The sequence below is a fragment of the Serratia proteamaculans genome (assembly GCF_946227095.1).
Taxonomy (GTDB): Bacteria; Pseudomonadota; Gammaproteobacteria; order Enterobacterales; family Enterobacteriaceae; genus Serratia; species Serratia proteamaculans_E.
In genome coordinates this window covers 506468-529450 of record NZ_CAMISV010000002.1, presented here as the reverse complement: position 1 = coordinate 529450, position 22983 = coordinate 506468, and the positions used below count along the sequence as shown (strand labels likewise).

Here is a 22983-nt window from a genome sequence, read left to right as displayed (position 1 = left end):
ATGTCCCAGACAGCAAAAAGCCCGTCGGCATGGGTACACCGGCGGGCTTTTCTATTTTACTTACAGCGTTGGGTAGTCGGTATAACCTTCAGCACCGCCGCCGTAGAACGTTTCCGGCTTGGGTTCGTTCAGTTCAGCATTTTGCTTGAAGCGCTCAACCAGATCCGGGTTGGCGATATAGCTGCGGCCAAAGGCCACGGCATCGATAAAGCCTTTATTGATCAGCTCTTCCGCTTTCTCGGCGGTGTAAGCGCCGGCCCCGACAATCACCCCTTTAAAGTGGGCGCGTACTGAATCACGGAAGGCGTCGGAATAAGGCTTGCCACCGGCCCAGTCAGGTTCGGAAATATGCAGGAAAGCGATGTTGCGCTTGTTCAGTTCTTCCACCAGATACAGCGCCGCGTCTTCCTGATCTTCACCGTTGTCCAGGCCGTTGAACGGGCCCAATGGTGAAATACGGATGCCGATGTGTTCTGAGCCCCATTCAGCGATGGTGGCGTCAACCACTTCCAGCGTCAGGCGCGTGCGGTTTTCGACGCTGCCACCGTATTGGTCGGTACGTTGGTTAGACGCCGGAGCCATAAACTGGTGCAGCAAATAGCCGTGTGCGGCGTGCAGCTCGACAAAATCGAAACCGGCCTCACGTGCGTTGGCGGTTGCCTGACGGAAATCATTAATAATGCCTGGGATCTCTTCGGTTTCCAGCGCGCGCGGGGTAGTGGTAGGTACTCGTACCCAGGCGCCGGTTTCGTCACGTACGGTGGTGCGGGTGTCGGCATTGATCGCAGAAGGGGCGACCGGTGCCTGTTGGCCCGGTTGCAGGCTGTCGTGGGAAATACGACCCACGTGCCACAGTTGAACGGCGATATGGCCGTTTTTATCGTGTACGCCCTGGGTGATCTTTTTCCACGCGGCGATCTGCTCTGGGGTATGCAGCCCCGGTGCGCCGGCATAGCCTTTCGCCTGGAAAGAGATCTGGGTGGCTTCGGTGACGATCAGACCCGCGCTGGCACGTTGGGCATAATACTCACCCATCAGCGGAGTAGGGATGTCGCCCGGCTCAATGCTGCGCAGGCGCGTCAGCGGGGCCATAAACACGCGATTTGGCAGGGTTACTGCGCCAACCTTCAACGGGGAGAACAACTTTTCAATCTTCATAATGAATCCTATATTAATAGACCGGTCGACTAGTAACAAATGTAGAACTGCCCAACTGGGTAATTCTTGATAAACCAAAGTGTTTTTTAGCGCTGCGCCGGGCGCAACAACAGTTCAATACTTTCCAGCGCGCTGGTCAGTGGGGCGACCGAGTGGCGGATTTTGGCGCGCAGTGAAGCACCAAGCCACAGTGAATACAGCGTTTCTGCGGTGGCTGCCGGGCTCATGGCTATCGACAGCGAGCCTTCGCGGATACCGCGTTCAATCGTATCCTGCAGGTGACCAATTACCCGGGCACTGCCGGTTTCCAGTGCATGTCGCATGGGCTCCGACAGGTCGCTCACCTCGGCAGAAAGTTTGACCGCCAGGCAGGCGTTATGGCATTCGCTGCGGCAGTGGTAGCTGATCGCCTGAGCGTAATAACTCAACAACTGGTGGCGTGCATCACTTTTATCGTCGGTAAACAGCTGTTGCATTGCCGCATCATAGTGTTCGAAATAGCGCTGTAGCATCGCTTCGCCAAACACTTCCTTCGAACGGAAGTAGTGGTAGAACGAGCCTTTCGGCACGCCAGCCGTGCTCAGCAACTCGCTCAACCCCATGCCGGTAAAACCAAGGCGCAGGCTGAGGGTCTCGCCGGTAGCGAGCAAATGTTCACGGGTATCTGTAGGGCAATGCGCATGTTTAGTCATAATGGGTGTCAGCATAATAGACCGATTGGTCTAGGTCAATGGCAATAAAAAAACCGGCATAAAAATGCCGGTTATGATGATCAGTATTTTGCCCGAACAGGGGCCGCAAATTAAGCCCTCAGGCTGCACCCCGGCAGCGCTGCAGAATATCCAACTGGGGTTGATATTCACGGGTCTGCACGTTCAGCATGCCGAGCAGGGTGTGGAACAGGTTGTCTTGCGAGACATCATCCTTTTCCGCCATGTTATTCAGGCACTGACGATCCACCTTGAAGTTGCGCTCATAGTCTGCAGACATCCACATCAGGAAAGGGACGTGGGTTTGCTGGCTTGGGGCAAACACGTAAGGCGTGCCGTGCAGATACATGCCATTTTCTCCCAGCGATTCACCGTGGTCAGAAAGGTACACCAGCGCGGTGTTGAACTTGTCGCTGTGCTGTTGCAACAGCTTGATGGTGTCGTCCAGCATGGCATCGGTATACAGCAGTGAATTGTCATAGGTATTCACTAACTGTTCGTGGGTACAGTCCTGGATCTGATTGCTGTTGCAGGTCGGCGAGAGCTTCTGGAATTCTGGCGTGCTGCGGCGGTAATAGGCTGGCCCGTGACTGCCCATCTGGTGCAGCACTATCACGCCGTCATCTTTCAGGCCGTTGATATAGTCGTTCAGTTTATACAGCAGCACGTTATCCATGCAGACGTCGCCGTCGCAATCCTGCGGTAATTTCAGCTTGGTCATGTCCACGTGCGGTACGCGATCGCAGGCACCTTTGCATCCGCCGTCGTTTTCACGCCACAACACATTGACACCGGCATGTGCCATTACGTCGAGCATGCCTTCCTGATGTGTTGCCTGGGTAGCATCGTAATCCCTGCGCGGCATGTTGGAGAACATGCAAGGCACGGAAATGGCGGTTTCGGTGCCGCAGGAACTGGCGTTTTTAAAGTACACCACGTTGTCCTGCTTCAGGCGTGGGTTGGTTTCACGCCCATAGCCGCCCAATGAGAAGTTCTCGGCGCGCGCCGTTTCCCCCACCACCAGGATCACCAGGGTTTTCTTTTGCTGTGCAGTAATCAGTGGCCCTTTATGCGCATCTTCACCGATCTTCACCAGCGGTAAATTGCGGGTGAAGTAACGCTGCTGGGTAAATTTGATGGTGCCCGAAACGAAGTTCGATGGCGTCAGCATTTTTACCACGCTTTTGTTATTGCGGATCAGCGAGGCGTAATCCTTATAAAACAGCGCGGCGATAATCAGGATCACCACCACCGAGAGCATCACGTTGGCGGCGCGTAGCCCGACCATGTACCACCATGGGCGAGTTTTACGGATGTCGACAAAGCAAACCAATACCGCAGGCAGAATACCGAGCAGGGTTAACCACAGCCCCATGCGTGGCGTTAACAGCGCCGTTGCCTCCTGGGGATTGGTCTCGAAGGCGTTCTGCATCATGTTGCCGTCGATCACCACGCCGTAGCTGTACATAAAGTAGTTGGCGGCAGCGCTGCCGAGCAGGAAGAAGATCATCAGCGGTTTGCGCAGGAATGGCACGGTCAGCACGCTGAAAATAATATTCAGCGCACAGAAAATCACCACCGGCATAGTGACGGCGAAAATCACGCTGTGGACGTTATCGAAGGTGATGTACGACCAGGCTTTATGAAGGAATAACGCATTTTGGAACAGAGTGAAGAATAAGGCGCTGGTGAGGATAAAACCCAGGCTGTTGCACTGTAAGCGTTGACGTAACGACATTGCCAAATCTAAATCCTGATATTGTGTAATGCGCTGAAATTTACAGGATGAAACTTAAGAAAACCTTAGAGATTTAGATTGGTGGCAGAGCCGTTTAATTTTGGTTTAGGTTAAAGGCGCCAGACCGGGTGGTCTGGCGATAGTGCTTAGTAGGCGGCGGTAAATTGCGCTTTAATAAACTGCGGTTTTTCTATCTCATCGAGGATCGCAACCGACAGGTCTTCTACCGAGATACTGGCCGGAGCCTGGCCGTTCATCAACAATTGAGTGGTGCCGAGACGGAACTGGCCGGTACGCTTGCCGGGTTCCAGCAGTGCAGCAGGGGACAAGTAGGTCCAGTCGAGTTGGGTTTCATTACGCAGCTTGTTGCGTAAATCACGCACGGCCTGCGCGCCTGGACGAATATTTTCCGGGAACTGCGGGGTATCTACCAGTTCAACGCCCGGAGCCACCTCCAGGCTGCCGGCACCGCCAACCACCAGCAGGCGTTTGACGCCGGATTTTTTCACCGCGTCCAGGATCTGCTGTGAACCGCGAGTGGTTTTTTCGTACAAATTCTCTTCCGCCCAACCTGGGTTAAAGGTGCTGATCACTGCATCCTGACCGGCCAGCTGTTTCGCTAGCCACTCGGTATCGGCGACGTCACCCAGGGCGACGGTCAGGTTAGCATTGTCCGGCAAGTCTTTTGGCTGACGAGCAATCGCCGTGACCTGTAAGCCACGAGCCAGTGCTTCATCTACCACGCGACGGCCTACAAAACCGGTTGCTCCAATAATGGCTACTTTCATCTGTTTGCTCCTGTCAGGAATAGGTTCAGTGCTTTGTCTCAGGCCGGGTTGACCTGAGCGGCTATATACACTGTAGTACTTAACAATAGAGCTGATTAGTGCCATATTCATGCTTTCTTGATTAAGTAAAACTTCATAATCGTGGATAAACTGAATCGAATGGCGGTATTCGCTACCGTGGTGGCGGAAGGATCTTTTGCCGGAGCGGCCCGGCGGCTGGGCATGACGCCGTCGGCGGTCAGCCAACATATGCGGTCGCTGGAAAAAACGCTCGGTGTGCCGCTGTTGCACCGTTCGACGCGGCGGCTGGCACTGACCGAAGCAGGATCGGCGTTTTACCCTGGCTGTGAGGCGATGCTGTTTCAGGCGCAGCAGGCCGAACAGCGGCTGGCGGAGCTGCGTGACACCCTGGTAGGGGAATTGCGTATTGCCACGACCATTGGTATTGGTGGCCGCCCGCTGGCGGAGGCGATGGCACCGCTGCTGCAGGCCCATCCCAAGTTGACGCTGCGGGTGCTGGCGGACGACCGGATTATCGATATGATCGAACATCGGATCGACATTGCGCTGCGGGTCAACCGCCAACTGGCGGATGCCAATATGATTGCCCACCCGCTGGCCGAATGGCCGATGGTGCTGTGTGCCGCACCGCGCTACCTCAGCCAACATGGGGTGCCGGAGACGCCGCAGGACCTGGTGCAGCACCGGTGGATCTCGGGAGCTTTCAGCGGCGCACATCTGGATTTACATCATCAGGGCGGGCAACAGCTAAAGTTGCGCCTGGCGGAAGGACAGATCGTCAGTGACAGTATGAACGTGATGCGCGCCTTTACTCGCAGTGGTCTGGGGATCTCGATTCAACCGCTGTATGAAATTGAAGATGAACTGCAGCGCGGCGAACTGATCCAACTGATGCCTGAATGGCGACCGGCACCGTTGCGGCTGCATGCGATGACGCTCGAACGGGCAATGCCGGAGAAAAATCGTCAGGCGTTGCGATATTTACGTGACTATTTTCACCGACATGCCGAAAAGTCACTTGCCAGCGGCGCCGATGGCGTCTTCAATTAGGAAGAGAACGCAGGAGGACGTGTGGCACAGCAGCTCGAGTTTTTTGACATCCCCAGCCCGTGTCGCGGCATTTGTCAGGCCGACGATCGCGGCTTTTGCCGTGGCTGCCTGCGCAGCCGTGAGGAACGCTTTGGCTGGATACAAATGAGCGATGCGCAAAAACGGGACGTGCTGCGCCTGTGTCACCAGCGTTTCCTGCGCCTGCAACGAGCGAACAAGCAACCTGATGAACCCTTGCCGGAACAACCCTCGCTGTTCTAAGCCATTTCTGATCTGCCGCACGTAAGCGCGGCTTTCTGCTTCCCACCGCGTTATCCGCTTGTGTATGCTGGCATTAAACAATGTCATGAGGTTTCAACAATGGTAAACCGTATACAACTCGCGCCGCAGGGGCCTGAATTTTCCCGCATGATTTGCGGATACTGGCGTTTGATGGAGTGGGGCATGTCGCCGCAGCAGTTGCTGGCGTTCATTGAGCAGCATATTGAGCTGGGTGTGACCACCGCCGACCATGCGGACATTTACGGCGGCTATGCCTGCGAACAAGCCTTTGGTGACGCGATGCGCCTGAAGCCTTCGCTGCGCCAGTCGATGGAGCTGGTGTCCAAATGCGGCATCGCCACCACCGCCAAACCGGGTAACCCGATCGGCCATTACATTACCGATCGCGAACACATAGTTTACAGCGCGGAACGTTCACTGGCGCATCTGCATACCGATTATCTTGACCTGTTGCTGATCCACCGTCCGGATCCGTTAATGGATGCCGATGAGGTGGCCGAGGCCTTTGTGGCGCTGCATAAAAGCGGCAAGGTACGCCACTTCGGCGTGTCCAACTTCACTACGACGCAGTTCACGCTGTTGCAGTCGCGTCTGCCGTTCTCACTGGTGACCAATCAGCTTGAGATCTCGCCGATCCATCAGCCGAGTATTCTGGATGGCACCCTGGATCAGTGCCAGCAATTGCGTATCAAGCCGATGGCCTGGTCCTGTCTGGCGGGCGGTCGCCTGTTCAACGACGCCGAGTTCCAGCCGCTGCGCGATGAGCTGCAGGCGGTAGCGCAAGAAATCGGTGCCGATACGATTGAACAGGTGGTGTATGCCTGGGTGATGCGTTTGCCGTCGGCACCGTTGCCGATCATTGGCTCTGGCAAGATTGAACGCGTGCGTTCGGCGTTGAAGGCGCAGCAATTGACGTTGAACCGCCAACAGTGGTTCCGTATCCGTAAAGCCGCGTTAGGTTACGACGTGCCTTAATCGTCTTAAGAAGCCGGGCAGCCTGGACTGCCCGTTTTTTTTTACGCCAGCACCACCTGGCCGTCAGACAGGCTGCTCAGCCCCTGTCCGACCAGCGTGACCGTATTGCCGCCAAAGTTAAACACCAGATTGTCGTTCACTTCAGAAACAAAATCGCGGAAGTTACCGCCCGCGCTGCTGCCATCCGTCCCGATAAACACCAGCTTGTCCTGCGCCTGATAGCCGTAAATCTGATCCTGACCAAAGTCGCCACTGAACAGGAAGGTGTTGCTGCCGCCCTGACTGTGCATTACGTCGTTACCAGCGCCACCGACAAAGACGTCATTGCCTTTGCCACCGAACAGTTGGTCATTGCCCTCCAGGCCGAACAGCCAGGAGCCCGTGGTTTTGGCGGTCAGGGTGTCATCGGCTGCACTGCCGTTGGCCGAACTGGCATAGGCGGTCAACCCTTTGTCGGATCGCAATCCGCTGTCGGTCACCTGGTGATCAACGTCTTTGGTAAAAATCAGCAGTGCTGATTCTTTGCTTTTCAGCGTATTAATCGAACTTGCCAGAGTGATGCCGCCTTTGGCATCGCGCAGGTAGAGCGTATTACCGTCGTAGGCGACCTCGCTATTTTTCAATGCATACTGCAGATCCAGGGTGTTATTGCCTTCGCCGCCGGAAATAATATTAAAACCGCCGCTGTCACGGAAAGTGTCATTGCCGGCACGGCCTTCAAGATAATCATTACCGGCACCGCCCTTGATTAAATCATTACCGTCACTACCCACAATAAAGGTTGGGCCGCTGTGGTGCTCGGCGTTGCGATTGAGATCCTCAACCCAGGTATTGCCGCGAGTCACATCGGAGAGGTTGGAGACAATCACCGTCGAGTCTTTACTGGTCAGCGAGTAAAACTCTGAATTTAATACTCGCATCAAGCCGTCCTGATAAAAGAACGGCAGATGGGATAGCCAGGTCGGAATATTCAGGATCGAGAAGGGCAGGATATTCCAGACGGCTGAAGCGTAGTGATCGTTGAAATTAACGATATTATTGGTGGCGGACTCCTGCGGCGCATCATGCACCCCTAAGGAGGCCAACGTCAGGTTTGTGCCGTCCAGTGCGCGGAATACCGGGTCGTTTTCATAGCCGATATTAATCACCTTGCCACCGGTCTCGTATTGCGTGGGGGATGCGAATGCCACATAGCTGGATTGCGAATAGAAACCGCCCCAACTGTCGTCGCTGAGTGCCGCCATGCTGTTCACCGCCAGCCCACCGAGACTGTGGCCGCTGATGGTGATGTCATCGCCGCTCAGCCCGTGCGCCTGGGCGAATTTAGCGACATCGCCCAGCAGGGTGCCGAAGGCCTTCAGGCTGTAGTTATCGGCATAACCGGCAGGGCCAAATCCCGCCAATAGGTCATTAATCAAATCGCCAATGCTATCGCTAATCAGGGATTCCCGCGGGCCGCTGGTACCACGAAAAGCAATGCCAATGCCGGTGAGGTTGCCTTCGCCGTCATATTTCCCCAGTACTTCAGCCTGGGCGGTGGTATAGCCCAGAGTTTCGCCATAATAGGTACCACGGGCATCGGTTTTACCCTGGTAGCCTAATTGGTTAGCACTGATCAATGACCAGCCAGCGTTATTGACTGCCGTCAGCGCCGCTTTTTCCGAATCGGGGTTCCAGGGAATTCCAGGTAATCCTCCCTGCGATTGCGTGCTGCCAATCAGCGCTGTCACCAAGGTCAGGGGTAAGCCCAGACCGAATCCGGTATTGTGGTAGCCCTCATCAAATCCATTGTCGATGTTGTGATAGGCGTAAGTAGAAATTGCCATAGCGTCACTAAATAATACTTTAGACTTCGCATCATCGAGATCTTGGTAATTAAAGATTCCCATATCAGTTCCTTATGAATTTGCTGCATTGCCGGGTTGATCTTTGATTAGCTGTTGCAGCTTGCACAGGTAAAGAAGGTATACCGAACGACAGCTGGTCAGAGGACCGACATCGGTAGAATTATTATTAGTATGAATTATTCAGAATGCGAATTTGAACGGCAAAATTGTGCGCGTTTTGAGCGGTGGCTAACAGCTTCCCCTATACTTGAATGCTCACAGTGAGCTCAGGGAGATTAATTAATGAAACATTATTGGTATGCAGCCTTCGGCCTGATGGCCTGCGGAGTCGCGCAGGCGGCAACGGTGGATGTTGAGATGAATCTGGTGACCGGACAGGGAATTGGTCAGGACATTGGCAAAGTGACGATCAGCGAAACGCCTTACGGCCTGCTGTTTACGCCAAAGCTCAAAGCGTTGCCGGCCGGGGTGCACGGTTTTCACGTTCACGAGAACGGCAGTTGCGAGCCGGGAATGAAAGAGGGTAAGGCGGTTGCGGCACTGGCGGCGGGCGGCCATTTTGACCCGCAAAAAACCGGTAAACACCTTGGCCCCTATGCCGACGGCCATTTGGGAGACCTGCCGGCAATTTATGTAACGAATGACGGCATGGCCAACGATCCGGTGTTGGCACCGCGGCTGAAAAAAATCAGCGAAATAACCGGTAAGGCACTGATGGTGCATGCCGGCGGCGATAACCATTCCGACCAGCCTAAACCTCTGGGTGGCGGAGGCGAGCGTTTCGCCTGCGGTGTCATCAAATGATAACGCCGGTTAACGGGGCGCAGGTACCGCTGCTGTACTGTCAGGAGGGGTGATCGCCTGCTGTAACTGTTGCAACGAACAGTAAAGTCGCCAAATTAACCCGGCAAGATCGCGCGCCGCCTGTTCCGGGTGGTGCGCCAGTGCATTACTCATGCGTTGCAATTCCTGCAAACTGGCGTCCAGCGAGCGATGCTGTACGCCTTTCTCCGTCATAATGCCCCGCAGGCAGTGGATACAAACATCCCGCACCGCCGAGAGCGGATCGGAGCGGGTCTGCCAGTCGCGCAGTTGCCAAACGATATGGCTGCAGTTGAGCAGCACCACGCCCCAGCGCAATAACCAACTGCGTGCCTCTTGATCCTGGCTTTGATTCAATTGGCTGATGCGGTGGTAAATCAGCGATTCAAACCGACTCTCGCTCTGCTGCGGCTTTTTGCTCAGTTGATCGATAAAGTCGCGTCGCAGGGCTCGGATAATGCGCTGACTTTTGCGTTTGTCCGAGCTGGGCCGCAAGATTTGGAACGCCAGCCCGGCCAACAGGACACCAACAATCTTGCCGAGGCTGTCATTGATAAACGACTGGTAATCGTAGCTCGGCGGATTGGTGACGGACAGAAACGAGCCCATAAACACGATCAGCTGTCCCCAGAGCGCGGCATAGGGGGGATTTTGCAGCTTGAGCATCTGCATGGTCACCAGCACCGGGAACAGGAAGGCGCAGAACAGCCACAAATCATCTATCTGGATCATCAGGCCAAACTTCACCATAAAACAGACAATCGAAAGCAGCGTCACCGCCTTCAGCAAAGTCGTGATGCTGTTGATCGGCGAAGGCGTGGAAGAATAGAGCACGCAACTGATGGCGACCAGCGTCAGGGCGGAGCTGCCGGCTTCCCATTGGGTGTTAATCCAGTAAGCGCAGCCGAGGACAATGCACAAAAAGGTGCGTAACCCGTTATAGGCGGCTTCGTAGCTGTCGGTGTGGCGTGCCAGAGAGGTCACATGCGGCGGTTGGATATCGCTGACCGGGGTGGCGCTCTCCAGCCGCAGCAGCCAGCGACTGCAGTTCAGGTACAGCCAGCAGAAATGCCGTAGCCGCAACCAGAAGGCGCGGTGGCGGTAATCGGCAGGATCCTGTGGGGCGACCTGCTGCAGGATGCGGGCCAGCCGGTATTTATCGGTATCAGGATTGCGCAGCTCGTTCAGCAGTTGATCCAGCACGCTCGCCAGATTGGCCGGGCGATCCGGCCAGTTCAGCAGCATGCGGCGCAGGCTGGAGATCACGCTGGTAATACGCAGCTGCTGATGCAACATATAGTTGAGCAGGTTGTTTTGCCGACGCAGCCGGTAGTGGCTCCAGAAGGCCTGAATACGCAGCAGGTTCATGGTCAGGATCTGGCCGATGACCCCTTCGTGCGACGTACGCATCTGCACGGTAATTTCAGGCTGCCACAGCATGGCGGCGTGTTCCAGCAACCGCAGGTGCATGCGTCGTAGCGAGGTCAGCAGGGCTTCACCGTCCGAGGTGCTGGGCAGGATCATCATCATCAGGCCGCCGCACAGAATACCGGTGATCACCTCGCAAACGCGCGCCTGGGCGATATCAAAGATTTGCTGGGTGTCGGTCACGTTGACCGTGCTGAAGGCGATGATGGCGGCGGTATAGCCCGCCAGTGCAAAGGCGTAGGAGACGTTGTTCTGATAATGATTGGAAATGTAAGTGCACAGTCCGATCCAGGCGGCAATAAACAGGGTGAACAACCAAGGATCGTTCAGGCAATGGCCAGCAATCGCCACCGAAGCGGCGGCACCGACCAGGCTGCCGAAAACACGTCCGATGCTTTTACTGATCACGCCGCCGACGGTGGGGAAACTGACCACTGCCGCCGAGGTTAGCGCCCAGTAGGGTTCGTCCAGATTGAGAACAAAAGCCACCCACAGCGACAGGCACATCGCCAGCGAATTGCGCAGTGCATAGCGCCATTGCCCGCCGGTGGCTTTCCCCCAGGGGGTGCGGTTCCATTCCAAAAAAGGCAGATTCACCGGTTAGCCTTACTGATGAATGGAGATGGTGCAGGTGGTGCCAGCCACCAAGGGTAAATCGGCGGGCACGTTCAGCAGTTTTATCCGCACCGGTACGCGCTGCGCCAGCCGTACCCAGGGCACGTTGGGCTTCACGTCCATTAATAAATCGCTGCTGCTGTCGACGCTTTGATCGTAAATGGCTCGGCCAATACTCTCCACCTCGCCCTGGAGCGGGATGTTGCCATTATATAAAACGATATCCGCCTTATTGCCTTCTTTTATATGTTTTAGCTTGGTTTCCTCAAAATAGCCGAGCACATAAAAAGAGTGCACGTCAACCAGCGCGACCAGCGGGGTCCCTGCGCTGGCATAGTTTCCAACCCGAGCCTGTAAATTGGTGATATAGCCGTCGGTAGGGGCAAAAATTTTAGTTTTACTTAAATTCCATTTGGCCTGTTCCAGATTAGCTTGCGCGGCTTTATACGAGGCTTTCATTGCCTGGGCCGCTAAATTTGACTCGTCCATGTCTTCGGCAGAAATAACATTTTTCGGCAGGCCACGACGGCGTGCCGCTTCATGGTCGGCCTTGGCCATATCGGACTGCGCTTTTGCCAGCGCGGCCTCAGCATTGTCGAGTGCAATCTGGTATGGCACTGGGTCGATCGTAAAAATCAGACTTCCCGCAGGTATGAACTGATTGTCATGAACCGTTATTTTCTCTAATCTTCCAGATACTTCTGGCGTGATATTGACGAGTTCTGCGCGCACCTTTCCATCACGGGTCCACGGGGATTGCATATAATAATTCCATAGCCACCAACCGGCACAGATGGCAATGGCACAGACGATTACCGTAGAAAAATATTTTAATGTTTTAGGCATCATCAGTTACCAACTTGCTAAAAGCCACAGGGAGCCGCTGACGGCAATGACGAAAATAGACAAATCCATCAGCATGGGATGCCAAATTTCGCCGGAATAAATCCAGTCTCGCAACAGATGGTGTACCAGTAACCATAAAACCAGGCCAAGCAACACAGCCTTAAATATGGGTGGAAAATAAAGCGAGGCGCCCAGCACCAAATCGGGTAGCGGGGACGAGGCATGAAGCCATGAAGTATTCACATTAACAATCCCGATGAGTGAATATGTTGAGTCTTTGCATAGAGAATAAACAATAACAGATCAAAATGGTGGCTATTTCCACAATATACATTATATACATTTGTGTTTTTAATGTTAGTTACTCAAAATAGTCTAAGCTCTGGGAGGGTATGTTAGCATGCTAATTATAAGGAGGGGTAAGTGGAGTCAACATTAGGTTCAGATTTAGCACGATTAGTTCGTGTATGGCGCGCGCTCATTGATCATCGGCTCAAGCCGCTGGCGCTCACGCAAACACACTGGGTAACCTTGCACAGTATCAATCGTTTGCCGCCGGAGCAGTCGCAGATCCAACTGGCCAAGGCGATCGGCATTGAGCAACCGTCATTGGTTCGTACGTTGGACCAACTGGAAGAGAAGGGGTTGATTACTCGCCACACCTGCGCCAATGACCGGCGTGCGAAACGTATTAAGCTGACCGAAGCGGCCGACCCGATTATCCGGGAAGTGGACAGCGTCATCAGTTCTACGCGGGGTGAAATTTTGAGCGGAATTACCACCGATGAAGTGCATCTGCTGGTGGGTTTGATTGGTAAGTTGGAACAAAACATCACTGAACTGCAAAATAAACAATAAGAATATTTTCTATTTTACGATTTGATTTCACAGCATCGGAAATGAAACCGGAGGCCTAAAGCCTCCGGTTTTACCTGCTACACCCAGCTTACAGTGGGGAGACGGTAATGGTATCGCCAGTGCGAGCCATACGAACGCGTTGCCCCGGGCTGAACTTGGTATCGCCAGCCTTCTGAACCACCACGATGTTCTCTTTCTGGTCAGTCTTGATTTCCAGCTCATAGCCTGAAGTACGACCGGCTGCTTCACCGATGCTGTTACCCGCAACGCCACCCGCTACCGCACCGGCTGCCGTTGCCAGGCTACGGCCTGTGCCGCCGCCAACGGTGTTACCAAGGAAACCACCCAGCACGGCACCGCCAATGGCACCAATGGTGTTCGATGTTTCACTACCCTGGATCTTGACCGGGCGCACAGAAACCAGCGTGCCGTAAGTCACGGTTTGCACCTGTTTGGCCTGCGAAGCGGAATAAACGTCGCCGGACATGGAATCATTGGCGCACCCTGCCAGCGTAACTGCGGCGATGGCAACGACGAGAAGACGCTTGATCATATAAAACTCCTGTTGGTAGTAGTCCATAACCTGGGGAACCTTTCCAGGCTAGATTCATAAAAATGATAGACAAAGTATGGCCTAAACGCACGTACATCACCATGACCCGCTACTGCACGCAGCTTAGCTTTGCTCTGTTCAACCAATAATAAACGGTGGTTTAGCTTTATAACAGCGTTGGAAGAAAATACGTCGCAGGTTGAACCGCTGTTTAACCGTGGTTATCAATATGTGGCTCTGGCAAGAAACAGGCGCATTGCTCACAGAGGTGAAAAAATACAACATAATTCATGGCGTTAATGTGGCAATTCTGGTTTATTTGTCAGGTCAAAATTTTGCTTCCCCGTAAAGGGTAAAGGATGTCGCTATGAAGTCAGGCCGCTATATAGGTGTTATGTCTGGCACCAGTCTGGATGGCGTCGACGTGGTGCTCGCTGCGATCGACGGACGTATGGTGGCGCAGCAGGCCAGTTACAGCCATCCGATGCCGATCCAACTGAAGCAGGATATTCTCGGCATGTGTCAGGGCCAGCAGACCACGCTTTCTGCGGTGGGGCGGCTGGATGCGCAGCTTGGCACGCTGTTTGGCGAGGCCGTACTGGGCTTACTGAAGCAAACCGGTGTGGCGGCGCACGACATCACGGCCATCGGCTGTCATGGCCAGACGGTCTGGCATGAACCTGAGGGTGATGCGCGCTTCTCTATGCAACTGGGCGACAATAATCGCATTGCCGCGCTAACCAATATCACCACCGTTGGCGATTTCCGCCGGCGCGATATGGCCTACGGCGGCCAGGGGGCTCCGTTAGTCCCTGCCTTTCATCAGGCGCTGCTGGCGCATCCGGTAGAGCGTCGTATGGTGCTGAATATTGGCGGCATCGCCAATTTGTCGATGCTGTTGCCGGGGGCGGCGGTACGTGGCTTTGATACCGGGCCGGGCAATATGCTGATGGATGCCTGGATATGGAGTCATCACTCACAGCCTTACGATAAAGATGGCGCTTGGGCGATGGAAGGGCGCGTTTGCTTACCGTTGTTGCAACAGATGTTGGCCGATCCTTACTTCGCGCTGCCGGCACCGAAAAGTACCGGGCGAGAATATTTCAACGCAGCCTGGCTGGAGCAGCAGTTCGTGGGGCGGGCGGCGGTGAGCCCGGTTGATGTGCAAACCACGCTGGCAGAACTGACGGCAATCACCATTTGCGAACAGGTTCAGTTGGCGGGCGGCTGCGAACGTCTGCTGGTCTGCGGCGGCGGGGCGCGTAATACCCTACTGATGGCGCGGATGTCTGCGTTGTTGCCAGGTACCGAAGTGTGCCTGACAGATGATTTTGGCATCAGTGGTGATGATATGGAGGCGCTGGCCTTTGCCTGGCTGGCGTTTCGCACCTTGTCCGGGCAGCCCGGCAACCTGCCTTCGGTCACCGGCGCCAGCCGTGAAACCCTGCTGGGTGGGATTTATCCGGTTTTGCCTTTAGGGGGTCGCTAGCTCTGTTAGGATAGAAATCGATGGATTTTCCTAAGGAGCAACAGCATGAAAAAAATCATTATTGCCGCCGGCGCACTGGCGCTGGCCGGTTGCAGCTACGTTCTGCCGCAAAACAGCCAGACCTTGCATTACCAGTGCGGCACTACACCGTTAACGGTGTCACTGGACGGTAAAGAGAGCACCGTCAGCCTGTTGATGGACGGTGAGCAACTGAAACTGAAACAGGTACTGGCCATGTCCGGTGCGAAATACAGCGACGGTAAATACACCTTTTGGTCGAAGGGCCAAAACGCCTACCTTGAGCGTAATGGCAAAGTGATCATGAGCGATTGTACGTTGACGAATTGATCCGGCCGTTGCGGCGTCAGAGCGATTGAGATCCTGACGCCGCTGGCGCAGAATAGAATCACGATTTTTCAGTTGGTTGATAACCGAATGATTGAAAATAATGAATTTGATGTTGCGGACCTGCGCCGCGAATATACGCGTGGCGGCCTGCGCCGTAACGATCTGTCCGCCAATCCGCTGGAACTGTTTGAACACTGGCTGAAACAGGCCTGTGACGCCCGCCTGGCCGATCCGACCGCCATGTGTGTGGCGACGGTGGACGAAAACGGCCAACCCTACCAGCGTATTGTGTTGCTCAAGCATTTTGATGACAAAGGGCTGGTGTTCTACACCAACCTGGGGAGCCGCAAAGCTCAGCAACTGGCGAATAACCCGCACATTAGTCTGCTGTTCCCGTGGCACATGCTCGACCGTCAGGTGATTTTCCTCGGTAAAGCAGAGCGCTTGTCCACGTTCGAAGTCATGAAATACTTCGCCAGCCGGCCGAAAGACAGCCAGATCGGTGCCTGGGTGTCGCAGCAGTCATCGCGTATTTCAGCGCGTGGCGTGCTGGAAAGCAAATTCCTCGAACTGAAGCAAAAATTCCAACAGGGCGAAGTGCCACTGCCGAGTTTCTGGGGTGGATTCCGGGTTAATTTCGACTCCGTCGAGTTCTGGCAGGGCGGTGCCAACCGTCTGCATGACCGTTTCCTGTATCAACGGGACGGGAATGACTGGAAAATTGACCGACTGGCACCCTGAACAGCGAAAATCCCCCTTAAGCGCTGGCACTGATGTCGCCGGCGCTTTATTCTATGCGTTATTCTGAATTTAATATTTCGCCAGTGGGCGAAAGGTCGTGTACCGACAAAGGTGCATTCGTTTATACATGGAGTCATTGATGGCAAGCAGCAACTTGATTAAACAACTGCAAGAGCGGGGCCTCGTTGCCCAGGTTACGGATGAAGAAGCGTTAGCAGAGCGACTGGCGCAAGGGCCAATTGCACTGTATTGCGGTTTCGATCCGACCGCTGACAGCTTGCATTTGGGCCATCTGGTTCCTCTGTTGTGCCTGAAGCGCTTCCAGCTCGCCGGGCACAAGCCGGTAGCCTTGGTTGGCGGTGCCACCGGTCTGATTGGTGACCCGAGCTTCAAAGCGGCTGAGCGCAAGTTGAACACCACCGAGACGGTGAATGAGTGGGTGGATAAAATCCGCAAACAGGTTTCTCCGTTCCTCGATTTCGACTGCGGTAGCAACAGCGCAATAGCCGCCAACAACTACGATTGGTTCGGCGGCATGAACGTGCTGACCTTCCTGCGTGATATCGGCAAGCATTTCTCCGTCAACCAGATGATCAACAAGGAAGCGGTGAAGCAGCGTCTGAACCGTGACGACTCGGGCATTTCTTTCACCGAGTTCTCCTACAACCTGTTGCAGGGCTATGACTTCTCCGAGCTGTACAACCGTCATCAGGTTGAACTGCAGATCGGCGGTTCCGACCAGTGGGGCAATATCACCTCTGGTATCGATCTGACTCGCCGCATGCACCAGCAACAGGTATTCGGCCTGACCGTGCCGTTGATCACCAAGGCCGACGGGACCAAATTCGGTAAAACCGAAGGCGGCGCAGTCTGGCTGGCACCCGAAAAAACCAGTCCGTACAAGTTCTACCAGTTCTGGATCAACACGGCCGATGCCGACGTGTACCGCTTCCTGAAGTTCTTCACCTTTATGGATCTGGCCGAGATCAACGCGCTGGAAGAAGAAGACAAGAACAGCGGCAAAGCGCCACGCGCCCAGTATGTTCTGGCCGAAGAAGTGACCGGCATGGTGCACGGTGCGGAAGGTTTGGCCGCGGCCAAGCGTATCACCCAGAGCCTGTTCTCTGGCGCGCTGCACGAGATGACCGAAGCGGACTTCGCCCAGTTGGCGCAGGACGGCATGCCGACCATCAAGCTCGATGGCGACGCCGATCTGCAACAGGCGCTGGTAAATGCCGAACTGGTGCCTTCCCGTGGCCAGGCGCGCACCATGATCGGTTCCAATGCGGTGACCATCAACGGTGAGAAGCAGTCCAACGCCGAATACGGCTTCAGCGATGCCGATCGCCTGTTCGGTCGCTACACGCTGCTACGTCGCGGCAAAAAGCATTACTGCCTGGTTGATTGGAAGTAATCAAAACTACAGCAAAGGGGCCCTCAGTGGCCCCTTTATTTTTAAGGCCTCAGAGCAGGTTTTTGATGAAAAACATTCTCTCTATTCAATCCCATGTGGTGTTTGGCCATGCGGGTAACAGCGCGGCAGAATTTCCGATGCGCCGCATGGGCGTTAACGTCTGGTCGCTGAACACCGTGCAGTTTTCCAATCATACTCAGTACGGCAAGTGGACCGGTTGTGTGATGCCGGCCAGCCATCTGACGGAGATTGCCCAGGGCATTGCGGATATTGACCAACTCAAGCATTGCGATGCGGTGTTGAGTGGTTATATCGGCTCACCGGAGCAGGGCAGCCATATCCTGGAGATTGTGCGTCAGGTCAAGCAGGCCAATCCGAACGCCTGGTACTTCTGCGATCCGGTGATGGGTCATCCGGAAAAGGGCTGTATCGTGGCGCCGGGCGTGGCAGAGTTTCATTGTCAGCAGGCGTTGCCGTGCAGTGACATGATTGCGCCTAATCTGCTGGAACTGGAGTTGCTGAGCCAGCGCACCGTGACCAACGTGGGGCAGGCGGTTAGCGCTGCACGCGAACTGATTGCCAAAGGGTCGAAAGTGGTGCTGGTCAAGCATCTTAGCCGTGCCGGTTACCATCTTGACTGTTTCGAAATGCTGTTGGTTACGGCGAGTGAAGCCTGGCATATCAGCCGTCCGCTGGTGGACTTCGGCGAGCGTCAACCGGTCGGCGTCGGTGACCTGACCAGCGGTCTGTTGTTGGTTAATTTACTCAAGGGTGAGGCGTTAGACAAAGCGCTGGAGCACGTGACGGCGGCGGTATATGAGGTGATGCTGACGACTCAGGCCATGGGGCAGTATGAGTTGCAGGTGGTCGCGGCTCAGGATCGTATTGTGCAGCCGAGCTGTGAGTTTAAAGCGGTAAAATTGTAACTCTGCTGACAAAGTGCCCCGGCGAATTGTCTTGCCGGGGCGCAGATATTATTTCAAACCTTCCGCGTTCAACGTCGCATCTACGGCTGGTCGTGCGGCCACGCGATCAAAATAGGCCGAAAGCTGGGTGCGCTTTTTGATATCAAACTGCAGGGCGATGGCCCAACGCATCACGGTGAACAAATAGGCATCCGCCACGCTGAACTTGTTGCCCAACAAGAAATGCTGCTTCGCCAGCACCGAATCCAGATAGTCGAACTGCTTGTCCAGTTTTTCCCGCGCGATGGTTTTGTATTCTTCCGGTGTTTTTGGGTTAAACAGCGGGCTGAATCCCTTGTGCAACTCAGTGGCGATATAGTTCAGCCATTCAATCGCATGGTAACGCGACAGCGTACCTGCAGTGGGGATCAGGCCACGGTCCGGCACGCGATCCGCCAGATATTGCACAATCGCCACGCCTTCGGTCAGCAGGCTGCCATCATCCAGCAGCAGGGCCGGTACTTGTCCTTTCGGGTTGATGGCCAGGTAGTCCGCGCCGCTTTCGGTCTTTTTCAGCGCCAGATCTACCTTTTCCGCTGTGAAATCCAGGCCTGCTTCGCGCAGTACAATATGGGGAGACAGAGAACAGGCACCGGCTTTATAGAACAGTTTCATCGAAAGCTCCTTGATAGTGATGAGTGACAGGCATGCTTAACCTGTGATCCTAGCTCTATAACGTCAAAATTACAGTGGTTTAATCGACAAATTTAACTTATCAGTTCGGCTTGCGGCTGCAACTGCGCCAGGGTATCGGCAATTTGCTGTTGCAACGCCTGCGGCACGGCCTGCATGGGGGAGCGCAACTCGTTGTGGATCAAGCCTTGTTGCGCCAGCGCAGCCTTGACTGGGCCCGGGTTAGGGAAGCTGAACATCTGGTGGATCATCGGCAGCAGGGCATAGAAGTTTGCGCGAGCGGCAATCAAATCACCCTCTGCGACCTGTTGTACCAGCTGCACAAAGCGCTGCGGGTGAATGTGCGCGGAGGCAGAGATGGCGCCGGTACCGCCCAGGCACAGCGTAGTGAGGATCAGGTTATCTTCACCGGTCAGTACGTCGATTTCACCGTCATTAATCAGCGCCATCATGGTGTCAGGATTACCGCTACACTCTTTGATCGCTTTCACTTGCGGGTGACGCGCGATCTGCCGCAGGGTAGCCAGCTCGATCACAATACCGGTACGTTGCGGAATGTTGTAGAGGATCACCGGCACGCTTGAGGCATCCGCAAGCTGGGTGAAGTAGTCCACCAGGCCGCATTGCGATGGGCGAATGTAATAAGGTGCAGGGATCAGTACGCCGGCAATGTCACGCAGTTGGATCGCCTGCTGCATTTGCAGGGTGTCGACCATGTTATTGCCGGACAAGCCCATAACCACCTGATGAGCCGGGGTGACGGCCAACACCGCATCGAGCACCGCCAACTGTTCGTGCTGGCTTAACGCGGCTGCCTCACCGGTAGTGCCACAGACGACCAACCCATCGACGCCAGAGGCGATCAGATGTTGAGCCAGCCGTTGGGTCGCAGGCAGGTCGACGGCGTGGTGATTAAATGGGGTAACCAACGCAACCCAAATACCGGAAAATGAGGCCATAGTAAGTTCCTTCAGTGCGAGCAATAAGAAGCCAAATAAGAAAACAAGCGAGGAGATGATGCGCTGATAATGAATATTCTGCATGAGGCTGTCAATTTACAACCGCTTGATAACACGGTTATTCATGATTAAGTAGCGCAGATGAGTTTGGCTAATAAAAAAGGGAAATAAAAAACCCTGCCTTGGCAGGGTTTTCGAGTGGTCTTAGCGGGGGCGGCGGGTGCTGTTCATCGAGGCCGTCCAGTTGAAGGTTTCACCGGTGGGCTGGATGCGATTGGCTTTACGCTCGGCCCGGGTGGCTTTTTCAATTTTCGCTCGGGCGGCGGTAATTCGTGCCACCACTTCATCTTTGATTTTGTTATTTTCGGCGTTGGTTAATGCACGGCCGAGGTTTTTGCGTGCCTTATCCAGCTCGGTTTTAACTTCACGTTGCTCGCTTTCCGTCATGTCTTTCAGCGTCAGTTTTTTCATTGTTGTAGCCCGGTCAGTGAAGATGATCGACAGTGTACAGCAATTAGAGGCCCGAAGATGCCGCTGCCGTGACCTAAATGCCGGGTAGGGTGAGCCAGTCTGTCACATTTCTTCCTGCAACTCGCTGAGAAAACGCCGCATGCGTTCGGTGCGTTCCAGTGCCATTTTCTTGCCGGTCGCGGTTTGAAAACCTTCCTGCAGCTTGAACAGTTTGGTTTCGAAGTGATCCAGACAAAAACGCTTGTCGTCATATTGGCGCTGCTGCGCCAGCGGATCGGCAGCATCATACAATGCGCTGCGCATACGCCCACCAATATAGAAACAGCGTGCCACGCCAATCATGCCGATGGCGTCCAGGCGGTCGGCATCCTGAAGTATTTTGGCTTCCAGCGTTTCCGGGGTAATGGCGGCGGAGAAACTGTGGGCCTCGATAGCATGGGCGGTTTTGGCGATATCCTGGGGTTCCCAACCCAGTTGGGTCAACATCAGGGTGGCTTTTTCCGCCGCCATGCGTGAAGCCAGATGGCGCTGTGGCGAGTTCTTTTCCACCGCCACGCAATCATGTAACAGCACGGCCGCACACAGGACTCGGCGGTCACCGCCTTCCTGTTGGCTGATAGTGTGAGTATTTTTCCACACGCGGTGCAAATGAGCCACGTCATGTGAGCCATCATCGGAATCGAGAGTCAGTGGCAACAGTGCCTGGGCCAATTCCTGATGAGGTGAAAACGGTTGCAACAATTCCTGCGCCAGGGTTGAAAAATGCACGCTATGTTCCTTGTAAGCGGAAAACCTAAAACTATAACAGCCGTTGATGAGGCGGTTATGACAGAACGGCAAAAAGATTGTTTACTGTATTGCAACAGACTATTGCCGTAATCGCGGTTTTTATACCGGAATAAGCAACCTAAAATGTTCCTATTCCGGTCATCCCCGCTTGGTGTAAGCCTGTGTCCGTGGGGTATGGCCGGAATATCCCGCTCATGCAATTGGAGAAACGCCATGTCAACGAATCTTGAAATCGTACGCGCTACCTATGAAGGCGGCAGTGCCGAAGAGAATGGCCGCAATCTGCTGGCGGCATTGTCGCCCGATGCGCAATGGACCGAAGCCGCAGGCTTTCCCTATGCCGGCACCTATATTGGCCCAGAGGCGATCTTCAAAAATGTTCATCAGCGTCTGGGAACGGAATGGCAGGGTTATCGCGCCGAGGTCGATCACTTCTATGATGCCGGCGAGAACGTCATCGCTCAGGGTTTCTACCATGGCACCTATGGCGTGACCGGCAAATCATTCACCGCATCCTTCGCGCATATTTATCAGTTGCATGCGGGGAAAATCATCAAGTTTGTGCAAATCGTTGACAGTGCAAAAGTACTGGAAGCCATGCAGGGCTAAAGGCCGCTGTGTTTGCCAAATTTGCGATCGTACTCCCGTCGGTAGCCGCGTGCCTTGTTGCGATCGCGGATCCACAAATAGCCGCATACCAGCGCGACAGCGCCTGAAAAGGTAATGTTGCGCATATCCCGGTCATAAAAAAACACCAGCACCGCGTCCATCGCCGCGATAAAGGCAATCCATTTGTACATATGGGATTGTCGTCGCGTGGCGGCGTTGAGGCGCTTTAACTGTCTGGCTTCGTGCATAACCGGCTTTTGCTGCATAGCGTCTCGTCGGTAATAAATTTCTTAGGGGTAAATTAGCAGAATTTTCCCGATGGCGGCAAAGACAAACGTGCGCTGCGTTCAGTTTTTTACCGCAGGGGATCTCAGAGGAAAATTATTTTGCTGACCAGCAAATTCGCCGAAAAACGTGGTGGGATATTTATTCACTTTTGGCTGTGGTGATGGCAGAGGGCGCGTGATCGCGCCCTTATCTTATAACGCCACGACGGCCTCGATCTCAACGCTGACCTGCGGTGAGAACAATGCGCTGACCGCAACCAGTGAACTGGCTGGTAGCGCCCCATCGAAATAATCAAACAGTACCGGCCGTACGGCCTGCAGATCGCCGATATCGGTTAAAAACACCGTTATTTTAATCAGCGCCTTGAGATTGGTCCCTTCGTCGGCGGCGATAGTCGCCAACTGCTCAAGAATCGCCTGCGCCTGTTGCGCCGTGCTTTGCCCCTGAGCCTCGGTGGCAAATGCCGTCAGTCCGGAAATATACAGCGTATCGCCATGGCGCACCGCATGGACATAGGGTCCGCCCGGCGTCGGCAACTGCGGATAATTAATGCGCTTCAATGATGTCATGGTAAAAACCCCGAGAG

26 protein-coding genes are annotated in these 22983 nt (G+C 54.6%); 11 read left to right on the top strand and 15 right to left on the bottom strand.

The genetic code is table 11. The features are described 5' to 3' along the window. Positions 1 to 60: 60 nt before the first annotated feature. The 4 genes from OC597_RS06100 to OC597_RS06085 form a co-directional block, all read right to left on the bottom strand. Positions 61 to 1158 (bottom strand): alkene reductase, encoded by a 1098-nt coding sequence (locus OC597_RS06100; protein WP_262208028.1) that lies wholly within the window; start codon positions 1156 to 1158, stop codon positions 61 to 63. Positions 1159 to 1244: 86 nt separating this feature from the next. Next, on the bottom strand, positions 1245 to 1865 hold the full coding sequence (locus OC597_RS06095; protein WP_112347520.1) for a TetR/AcrR family transcriptional regulator: 621 nt from the start codon (positions 1863 to 1865) through the stop codon (positions 1245 to 1247). A 103-nt stretch (positions 1866 to 1968) separates the two neighbouring features. Next, positions 1969 to 3606: a phosphoethanolamine transferase EptA gene (gene eptA, locus OC597_RS06090; RefSeq protein ID WP_262208027.1), complete on the bottom strand. Its 1638-nt coding sequence runs from the start codon at positions 3604 to 3606 to the stop codon at positions 1969 to 1971. 146 nt (positions 3607 to 3752) lie between these two features. Further along, the gene (locus OC597_RS06085; RefSeq protein WP_262208026.1) at positions 3753 to 4394 is read right to left on the bottom strand and encodes an NAD(P)-dependent oxidoreductase; all 642 of its coding nucleotides are present in this window, start codon (positions 4392 to 4394) and stop codon (positions 3753 to 3755) included. 141 nt (positions 4395 to 4535) lie between these two features. Between OC597_RS06085 and OC597_RS06080 the strand changes: the two genes are divergently transcribed. The 3 genes from OC597_RS06080 (at position 4536) to OC597_RS06070 (ending at position 6722) form a co-directional block, all read left to right on the top strand. Then, the gene (locus tag OC597_RS06080; protein WP_261255253.1) at positions 4536 to 5465 is read left to right on the top strand and encodes a LysR substrate-binding domain-containing protein; all 930 of its coding nucleotides are present in this window, start codon (positions 4536 to 4538) and stop codon (positions 5463 to 5465) included. 21 nt (positions 5466 to 5486) lie between these two features. Beyond that, positions 5487 to 5726 (top strand): DUF1289 domain-containing protein, encoded by a 240-nt coding sequence (locus tag OC597_RS06075; protein ID WP_261255242.1) that lies wholly within the window; start codon positions 5487 to 5489, stop codon positions 5724 to 5726. 99 nt (positions 5727 to 5825) lie between these two features. Beyond that, entirely contained in the window at positions 5826 to 6722 is an 897-nt protein-coding gene (locus tag OC597_RS06070) for an aldo/keto reductase (protein WP_262208025.1), read from the top strand. A 41-nt stretch (positions 6723 to 6763) separates the two neighbouring features. On the opposite strand, the gene OC597_RS06065 is transcribed toward OC597_RS06070, so the two are convergent. Beyond that, positions 6764 to 8611, bottom strand: coding sequence for a polyurethane esterase (locus OC597_RS06065; protein ID WP_262208024.1), 1848 nt, complete (start codon positions 8609 to 8611; stop codon positions 6764 to 6766). A 240-nt stretch (positions 8612 to 8851) separates the two neighbouring features. Between OC597_RS06065 and sodC the strand changes: the two genes are divergently transcribed. Beyond that, a complete protein-coding gene (sodC, locus tag OC597_RS06060; protein WP_262208023.1) occupies positions 8852 to 9373 on the top strand; it encodes a superoxide dismutase [Cu-Zn] SodC in 522 nt (173 codons plus the stop codon). A 9-nt stretch (positions 9374 to 9382) separates the two neighbouring features. On the opposite strand, the gene OC597_RS06055 is transcribed toward sodC, so the two are convergent. The 3 genes from OC597_RS06055 to OC597_RS06045 are packed head-to-tail and all read right to left on the bottom strand — an operon-like array spanning position 9383 to position 12523. Further along, positions 9383 to 11416 (bottom strand): FUSC family protein, encoded by a 2034-nt coding sequence (locus tag OC597_RS06055; protein ID WP_262208022.1) that lies wholly within the window; start codon positions 11414 to 11416, stop codon positions 9383 to 9385. 9 nt (positions 11417 to 11425) lie between these two features. Beyond that, positions 11426 to 12283, bottom strand: coding sequence for an efflux RND transporter periplasmic adaptor subunit (locus tag OC597_RS06050; protein ID WP_261255215.1), 858 nt, complete (start codon positions 12281 to 12283; stop codon positions 11426 to 11428). A gap of 3 nt (positions 12284 to 12286) precedes the next feature. Then, positions 12287 to 12523 carry a DUF1656 domain-containing protein gene (locus OC597_RS06045; RefSeq protein WP_170925021.1) on the bottom strand — a complete coding sequence of 79 codons (237 nt, stop codon included), beginning with the start codon at positions 12521 to 12523 and terminating at the stop codon, positions 12287 to 12289. Between the two features lie 180 nt (positions 12524 to 12703). Here OC597_RS06045 and slyA point away from each other — a divergent pair, with 180 nt between their 5' ends. Beyond that, a complete protein-coding gene (gene slyA / locus OC597_RS06040) occupies positions 12704 to 13138 on the top strand; it encodes a transcriptional regulator SlyA (RefSeq protein WP_099061826.1) in 435 nt (144 codons plus the stop codon). Between the two features lie 88 nt (positions 13139 to 13226). On the opposite strand, the gene OC597_RS06035 is transcribed toward slyA, so the two are convergent. Next, the gene (locus tag OC597_RS06035) at positions 13227 to 13691 is read right to left on the bottom strand and encodes an outer membrane lipoprotein (RefSeq protein WP_026142354.1); all 465 of its coding nucleotides are present in this window, start codon (positions 13689 to 13691) and stop codon (positions 13227 to 13229) included. A gap of 367 nt (positions 13692 to 14058) precedes the next feature. Here OC597_RS06035 and anmK point away from each other — a divergent pair, with 367 nt between their 5' ends. The 5 genes from anmK (at position 14059) to pdxY (ending at position 18609) form a co-directional block, all read left to right on the top strand. Continuing rightward, positions 14059 to 15180, top strand: a complete 1122-nt coding sequence (anmK, locus tag OC597_RS06030; RefSeq protein WP_262208021.1) for an anhydro-N-acetylmuramic acid kinase — start codon at positions 14059 to 14061, stop codon at positions 15178 to 15180. Between the two features lie 45 nt (positions 15181 to 15225). Then, positions 15226 to 15528: an MliC family protein gene (locus OC597_RS06025; protein ID WP_261284451.1), complete on the top strand. Its 303-nt coding sequence runs from the start codon at positions 15226 to 15228 to the stop codon at positions 15526 to 15528. Between the two features lie 87 nt (positions 15529 to 15615). Then, on the top strand, positions 15616 to 16269 hold the full coding sequence (pdxH, locus tag OC597_RS06020; RefSeq protein WP_099061829.1) for a pyridoxamine 5'-phosphate oxidase: 654 nt from the start codon (positions 15616 to 15618) through the stop codon (positions 16267 to 16269). 139 nt (positions 16270 to 16408) lie between these two features. Then, positions 16409 to 17683, top strand: a complete 1275-nt coding sequence (gene tyrS, locus OC597_RS06015; RefSeq protein ID WP_261284452.1) for a tyrosine--tRNA ligase — start codon at positions 16409 to 16411, stop codon at positions 17681 to 17683. A gap of 65 nt (positions 17684 to 17748) precedes the next feature. Beyond that, positions 17749 to 18609 (top strand): pyridoxal kinase PdxY, encoded by an 861-nt coding sequence (gene pdxY, locus OC597_RS06010; protein WP_262208020.1) that lies wholly within the window; start codon positions 17749 to 17751, stop codon positions 18607 to 18609. Positions 18610 to 18657: 48 nt separating this feature from the next. Here the strand turns inward: pdxY and gstA are convergent, their stop codons facing one another. The 4 genes from gstA to OC597_RS05990 form a co-directional block, all read right to left on the bottom strand. Further along, positions 18658 to 19263: a glutathione transferase GstA gene (gene gstA, locus OC597_RS06005; protein WP_261255129.1), complete on the bottom strand. Its 606-nt coding sequence runs from the start codon at positions 19261 to 19263 to the stop codon at positions 18658 to 18660. A 92-nt stretch (positions 19264 to 19355) separates the two neighbouring features. Continuing rightward, on the bottom strand, positions 19356 to 20240 hold the full coding sequence (gene dapA, locus OC597_RS06000) for a 4-hydroxy-tetrahydrodipicolinate synthase (RefSeq protein WP_261284454.1): 885 nt from the start codon (positions 20238 to 20240) through the stop codon (positions 19356 to 19358). A gap of 204 nt (positions 20241 to 20444) precedes the next feature. Further along, entirely contained in the window at positions 20445 to 20711 is a 267-nt protein-coding gene (gene yjbD / locus OC597_RS05995) for a DUF3811 domain-containing protein (protein WP_085116604.1), read from the bottom strand. Between the two features lie 102 nt (positions 20712 to 20813). Continuing rightward, positions 20814 to 21479 (bottom strand): HD domain-containing protein, encoded by a 666-nt coding sequence (locus OC597_RS05990; RefSeq protein WP_261423749.1) that lies wholly within the window; start codon positions 21477 to 21479, stop codon positions 20814 to 20816. A gap of 234 nt (positions 21480 to 21713) precedes the next feature. Between OC597_RS05990 and OC597_RS05985 the strand changes: the two genes are divergently transcribed. Further along, positions 21714 to 22109, top strand: coding sequence for a nuclear transport factor 2 family protein (locus OC597_RS05985; RefSeq protein WP_261284456.1), 396 nt, complete (start codon positions 21714 to 21716; stop codon positions 22107 to 22109). Here OC597_RS05985 and OC597_RS05980 read toward each other — a convergent pair. Further along, entirely contained in the window at positions 22106 to 22375 is a 270-nt protein-coding gene (locus OC597_RS05980) for a hypothetical protein (protein ID WP_037418759.1), read from the bottom strand. The two genes, OC597_RS05985 and OC597_RS05980, sit on opposite strands and share 4 nt — an antisense overlap. A gap of 213 nt (positions 22376 to 22588) precedes the next feature. Next, a complete protein-coding gene (locus tag OC597_RS05975; protein WP_261255098.1) occupies positions 22589 to 22966 on the bottom strand; it encodes a RidA family protein in 378 nt (125 codons plus the stop codon). Between the last annotated feature and the right edge of the window lie 17 nt (positions 22967 to 22983).

What these genes read in the sequence shown, in the direction of transcription:
- OC597_RS06100 (WP_262208028.1), bottom strand. Translation starts at nt 1,158, where the DNA reads ATGAAGATTGAAAAGTTGTTCTCCCCGTTGAAGGTTGGCGCAGTAACC.
- OC597_RS06095 (WP_112347520.1), bottom strand. Translation starts at nt 1,865, where the DNA reads ATGCTGACACCCATTATGACTAAACATGCGCATTGCCCTACAGATACC.
- eptA (WP_262208027.1), bottom strand. Translation starts at nt 3,606, where the DNA reads ATGTCGTTACGTCAACGCTTACAGTGCAACAGCCTGGGTTTTATCCTC.
- OC597_RS06085 (WP_262208026.1), bottom strand. Translation starts at nt 4,394, where the DNA reads ATGAAAGTAGCCATTATTGGAGCAACCGGTTTTGTAGGCCGTCGCGTG.
- OC597_RS06070 (WP_262208025.1), top strand. Translation starts at nt 5,826, where the DNA reads ATGGTAAACCGTATACAACTCGCGCCGCAGGGGCCTGAATTTTCCCGC.
- OC597_RS06065 (WP_262208024.1), bottom strand. Translation starts at nt 8,611, where the DNA reads ATGGGAATCTTTAATTACCAAGATCTCGATGATGCGAAGTCTAAAGTA.
- sodC (WP_262208023.1), top strand. Translation starts at nt 8,852, where the DNA reads ATGAAACATTATTGGTATGCAGCCTTCGGCCTGATGGCCTGCGGAGTC.
- OC597_RS06050 (WP_261255215.1), bottom strand. Translation starts at nt 12,283, where the DNA reads ATGATGCCTAAAACATTAAAATATTTTTCTACGGTAATCGTCTGTGCC.
- OC597_RS06035 (WP_026142354.1), bottom strand. Translation starts at nt 13,691, where the DNA reads ATGATCAAGCGTCTTCTCGTCGTTGCCATCGCCGCAGTTACGCTGGCA.
- anmK (WP_262208021.1), top strand. Translation starts at nt 14,059, where the DNA reads ATGAAGTCAGGCCGCTATATAGGTGTTATGTCTGGCACCAGTCTGGAT.
- OC597_RS06025 (WP_261284451.1), top strand. Translation starts at nt 15,226, where the DNA reads ATGAAAAAAATCATTATTGCCGCCGGCGCACTGGCGCTGGCCGGTTGC.
- pdxH (WP_099061829.1), top strand. Translation starts at nt 15,616, where the DNA reads ATGATTGAAAATAATGAATTTGATGTTGCGGACCTGCGCCGCGAATAT.
- tyrS (WP_261284452.1), top strand. Translation starts at nt 16,409, where the DNA reads ATGGCAAGCAGCAACTTGATTAAACAACTGCAAGAGCGGGGCCTCGTT.
- pdxY (WP_262208020.1), top strand. Translation starts at nt 17,749, where the DNA reads ATGAAAAACATTCTCTCTATTCAATCCCATGTGGTGTTTGGCCATGCG.
- gstA (WP_261255129.1), bottom strand. Translation starts at nt 19,263, where the DNA reads ATGAAACTGTTCTATAAAGCCGGTGCCTGTTCTCTGTCTCCCCATATT.
- dapA (WP_261284454.1), bottom strand. Translation starts at nt 20,240, where the DNA reads ATGGCCTCATTTTCCGGTATTTGGGTTGCGTTGGTTACCCCATTTAAT.
- yjbD (WP_085116604.1), bottom strand. Translation starts at nt 20,711, where the DNA reads ATGAAAAAACTGACGCTGAAAGACATGACGGAAAGCGAGCAACGTGAA.
- OC597_RS05985 (WP_261284456.1), top strand. Translation starts at nt 21,714, where the DNA reads ATGTCAACGAATCTTGAAATCGTACGCGCTACCTATGAAGGCGGCAGT.
- OC597_RS05980 (WP_037418759.1), bottom strand. Translation starts at nt 22,375, where the DNA reads ATGCAGCAAAAGCCGGTTATGCACGAAGCCAGACAGTTAAAGCGCCTC.
- OC597_RS05975 (WP_261255098.1), bottom strand. Translation starts at nt 22,966, where the DNA reads ATGACATCATTGAAGCGCATTAATTATCCGCAGTTGCCGACGCCGGGC.